Annotated in this window: 3 protein-coding genes and 1 pseudogene; all 4 read right to left on the reverse strand. The window is 58.2% G+C overall.

Going from position 1 to position 4772, the window contains the following annotated elements:
* Positions 1-184 (reverse strand): hypothetical protein (locus CQ12_RS45610; protein ID WP_210180581.1); only part of this gene is annotated, 184 nt, incomplete at its 3' end.
* 131 nt (positions 185-315) lie between these two features.
* Positions 316-924, reverse strand: coding sequence for a hypothetical protein (locus CQ12_RS04555; RefSeq protein ID WP_057834171.1), 609 nt, complete (start codon positions 922-924; stop codon positions 316-318).
* A gap of 330 nt (positions 925-1254) precedes the next feature.
* The gene (locus CQ12_RS04560; RefSeq protein ID WP_057834172.1) at positions 1255-2289 is read right to left on the reverse strand and encodes a helix-turn-helix domain-containing protein; all 1035 of its coding nucleotides are present in this window, start codon (positions 2287-2289) and stop codon (positions 1255-1257) included.
* A gap of 1038 nt (positions 2290-3327) precedes the next feature.
* Positions 3328-3910 (reverse strand): annotated as a pseudogene (locus CQ12_RS45995) (transposase); the annotation flags it as partial.
* Positions 3911-4772: the final 862 nt, after the last annotated feature.

The following is a 4772-nucleotide window of genomic DNA, read 5'->3' on the forward strand; positions in this document are numbered from 1 at the left end:
CGACATGCTGCGCGATGTGAAATCCGCGATAGCCCAATCCGCCCACGACACCGGACGGCCTTGAATGTGTGAAAGTCGATGAGGCTCTGATCCGGTCGTCCAGCTCCCTCTCTTCGACGGCCGTCAATTGCCAACTCGGGTTCGGCAGTCCCGAGAACACGTCTAATGTTACAACCGTGGTCATCTTCTGGTCCTCGTTAACAAGTCTAGACAAAACAAACTTCTTCGTCCTGCAGCCGCCGGCAAGATTCGCAGGCTGTGGCACGCCAATTGCTGCGGACGGCGGCGGCTGAAGGCAGCCGCCGCCTAGGAGAATTAGGAAACCTTGATAAGGTTTTCGAGACCGATTGCTGCGGTCCGAGCTGTCAGGGCTCCTCCGTAGGTCGCCTCGACAGCTCCGGTTACATCCTCGATGTCGATGACGTCCCCGGTCTGGTAATTGCCGAAGATCACCCAATAGTTGGGACGAGGAGTAAAGACGGCGGTCATGTTCGGAGCGGCCTGGACCACGAAGGTGCCCGAACCTGCCATGCCGACTCCGACGGATGTACGGTTGGGCACGACATTCGACAGTTGTCGGATGGTCAGTGAACCCACAGCGCCATCGACGCTGGGATTGATGAAAGTCGTCGCGCCGGCGCTGTCCTGGGTAAGTTGAATTAGATTTTGGCCACTCGGATCGGCAGGCTGTACTTGCGTTGCCGCGAAGTTGACGCCTGATTGCAGCACTCCGGTCTCCGACCAGACGAAGCTGTAGTCGAGGCTCCACGCAAAGGTCACACGGCTACCTGGAGCGGTAGGACGGGCGAACCAGGCGAGCGAAAATACGTTGCCAGGGATCGTCGTGGGCGGCGCTTTTTGGAATACAGCGAAGCTACCGTGAAGCTGTGAATTGTTCACGCAGGTCAGAGAGTATGACGTCATAGATCGTGTCCTTCATTTCTGAGGATGGCGCCCGGGATTGTTGGTGGCCGGCACCGCTCCCGGGCTTAAACGGCGCCGACCATTGCTCATTCGAAACGCGGAGTGAGAAGCTGAGGACGCAGGAGCCGCGACGCGTTGCCCTTGATCTCTGCTGCTTCAGGGCCCATTGGAATGTTGGACTGATGGTCGTTCATTCTGGCCGACATCGGGGTACGCTTTTGGCACTGCTCTCTGCGGTCCTCATCATGCCTATGACGCTACTGATGTTCTTTCGGGTTGTCCTTGGACGCGCATCCCGAAAAGTTGGACGAGCGTCCCAACAAGAGTCATTTAGCCCGCCCGCAATTCCACCACCCAATCGGAGAAAGTGCCGCCGCTGAATGGGCGGAACGTGCCTTCCGCGGCCGAACTGTCCGCTTGTCGAGCGGCTGCGCGAGCAGCGCGCGGGGAGAGGCCAAACGCCTGCCGGAACGTGCGACTGAAATGAGACTCGTCGGCAAAGCCCATGTTGTAGGCGATATCGCCGATTCTTCGATCGGCGCAGCGCGGATCGCACAAAGACTTCAGGGAGCGCCTTAGGCGGCGGCGGCGGATATAGGCCTCGACACCCGTCGCCTGGAACTGTCGGAAGAGTTGACTGCGCGAGATGCCAAGTTCCCGCGTTAAACGTGAGGAGGTCAAGTCTTTGCGATGCAGGTTTTCCTCGATGTATCGACGCAAGCGGCGCCCACGGTTTTCCTTGGGTCCCGTCGAGGTCAAAACATCTGAAGGTCCGAGGCACGAGGCGAGTAGATCAGGGATAGATGTCCCGACCGCGATTACTTCGCTCGGGCCGAAGTGCCGGGCCGCAGCGGAAAGAGCCTCGACGACCTTCCCGACGAAAACGCCCATTGCGGTGTTTTCGGGTAGAACGCGTCCGTGGATCGGTTGCACTGGAGCAACCGAGGCCGGCAGCGCCGCTCGCGGGACGATCAGGTGTACCGCCTCGACGGCCTCGAAAGCGAATGCCACGGGTGTGGACAGATCGAGCACCGCTACATCGCCCGGTCGAAGTCGCCGGAACGCTGGAGTCGACCACGCGACACGCCCGCGCTGGATGCACGAGATGATGATATGGTCGAGATCGTCCCAAGCCAAACGTGCTGTGGTGCGCCGATAGCGACCGCCGTCAGCGATGCTGCGGCAGAGCAGGAAGGTGCCAAAATGGTAAGCGAGGAGATCCGCTTGGAACGTACTTGATTCAGAAGTCTTTTTTGACGGGTGGCTCTCGAACAATATCTCGACAAGCGATTGCCACGCGTCAAAGGGGGCATCGGTTTCGGAAGTCGTGAAATGGAAACTAGGGATTGGGCTTTTTCCGCCCATAAGACGCGCCGACTCTGTGTTTGTTTTGCTTACTCTGACCTCAGCGCGGCTGATGGATAGTGATGGGTGACCCGCACTAGGGCCGAAGAGCAGGCCGCTGCCAACCGCACTGCTGCTCTTTGCACCGGCGCTTAGCACTACGCCTCAGACGTCTACGGCAGCCTTGGGCCCCTGGTTGATTTTGCCGTCTACTCCGCGCGAGTGCGTGCTCGCCAGCGGCTTCCCGCGCACAGCCATCCGATGCTCATATCGCGGGCCTGCGATCCCTCGCCCCTCGGGAAACGCTAGGCGCTCTTCCTCCCCGCGGGGTAGTATCACTCGCGAGCCCCGGATCTGCGTTATCTGAGTTTGGGTCCCTCGTCAGCGGCCTACGCTTGAAAGCCCGACCGAAGTAGACGTAACGAGAGCGTCGGTGCCTGGATTTCACCAAAGACTTGTGAAAGAACGGCTTAGGGTTGAATTGAGACTTGGACCTTGGGACGTAGAATAGCCTTGCCATGGCGGGTCTCTTTGTAATGCACCTTTCTTTCAGATCCGCGATGTCGTTCAGTAGTTGGGCTAGGTCGTAGATTGCTCGGGTTTTCTCATTGTCAAGACGCTGCAGATCGAGGTGGTTCAAGATGACAATCAGCCCGTGCTGAAGCCGACCGAGCTGCTTTCCATAGCTAGCCACGTTTGACAGAACTTCTTCTTCCGCTGGATTAGTTATTTTTTCGAGGTTCATCTTAATCAATCCAAGCTGACCAGTTATGGTGTTAAGAACTGATTGCCAAGAGCGCAGCTGCGACACCGCTCCTGAAAGCGGTAGGTTTGCATCTGACATGAGAGACCCTCGAACGGACATCTTACCGGCGCGCCAGCGCCTCGCTGCCTGCTCCGGAGACTCCGAGCCAGCATTTTTCATGCCAAGCAATACTCGGCAATTCGCATAGTTTCTGTGTCCAATTTGTCCGCTCTCCGACGAGCTATGGCTAATTCTGGGTGACGCGGCCTGATCAGGCGGTGTGGCTTCAGCGGTCGGAATGACCTCGATGCCGCCGCGACGATCTTCGGCAACTGATTTGTTCCTTTCAGACGGCGCCATGTCTTCGATGCGGCATCGATCAACTTGAACACCATCAGTTTCGCGGTTTTCGGCGAGAGCAATCCTTTCGTCCGCACCGTGCCGTGCCGCACCCTGACGAACACGCTCTCGATCGTATTCGACCCTGCGCAGATGAGCTCAATGCTCGGCAGGGAACTCAAAGAACGCGAGCGGTGCCTTGCGATCCTTGATCAAGCACTCGGGCCGCGGGTCCGTCTTTGGCACGGTGTTTTTTGACGAAGGCGTCGATCGCGGTTTGGGCTTTCCCCGGCTCGGTGCCAGAAGACGTTCTGCAGGTCATCCTTTATTGCGCCCTGCGCGGATTTGGCGCCCGTGCGCACGTTGCTGACTTTGTCGCACCAGCACCGTTGGTGTTGCGTGCCCGACTCGAGGGCCTTCCAGTATCCCAAAGCGCCGTCGTAGACCGCCAGTTCATGAGCGATCCGCAGGCCGCGCTGCTTCACACCACAAGAGCTCACGCCAGCTCTGCGTGATCTCTCGGGCGTCCACCTGGAAGCCGATCAATTCCTTGCGGCCTCTGGAGGGTCGTGCAGCTCGGCACAGTCGCGTCGCAATCCGATATGACAAGCCGGCCGTCGGCAACCTAGCGTTGTTTATCACGATTTCATCCATCCGCAGCTAGCGTGCGAGCTCCGCGCCGCTCTAGGCACCCCGCCTCTTTGACACCCTCATTGCTCGTCGGAACTAAAGCGAGCGGAATCATCTCCACAATGATCCACTTGTTGACGGTTACTGGACTTCGCATCTCGCGCTCGAGCGCGGAGCGGGTAGCCTCCAATGCAGCCTCCGCAGCTGCTATATCTGCAAACGTGCCTTGCAGGTCGTATAGGGAAGCCGGTACCATAGGTTATTGCTGCCGAGCACCCAAGCCTGCCAGCCGTGCGCAACGGCCTGTTTCAAGAACACAGGGTGGGGCGCCGCGAAAGCTTCTTCCAAGGCGTACGAGTACAGATACTTTGCCATCGTGGCCCCGTCTCATTGAATTGCCCACAAGCAAGCGATCACGATTGCGGAATAAACGAGCACGGCGCCAATTGCTAATGTCGTGATTTCCACCGCGGCTCCCACTTCGATTGCGCGACCCGCCGCCCACCAGACGGTGTAGTGAGAAAGGAAGTCTTCTGCCAATCAACCATCTGTACGCCAATGTCTGACACTCTCACCGCGAAATGGGTTGAGGTGCGGTAATCAAAGCCGCTGTAGAATAGTGGACGCTTAGATCTTAGCAGCCAATGTGACTCCGTGCCGAAGTGATACATACATGGTAGTGCACCGGCGATGTGGCGCTCACTGTCGAAGTCCTAACCATTTGCTATTTCCCGGGTTACGCGGACACTGATCCTGTTGTACCTGCGGCCTTCATGTTCGTACACGCTGA

Origin of the sequence: Bradyrhizobium jicamae (assembly GCF_001440395.1) — a bacterium.
GTDB lineage: Bacteria > Pseudomonadota > Alphaproteobacteria > Rhizobiales > Xanthobacteraceae > Bradyrhizobium > Bradyrhizobium jicamae.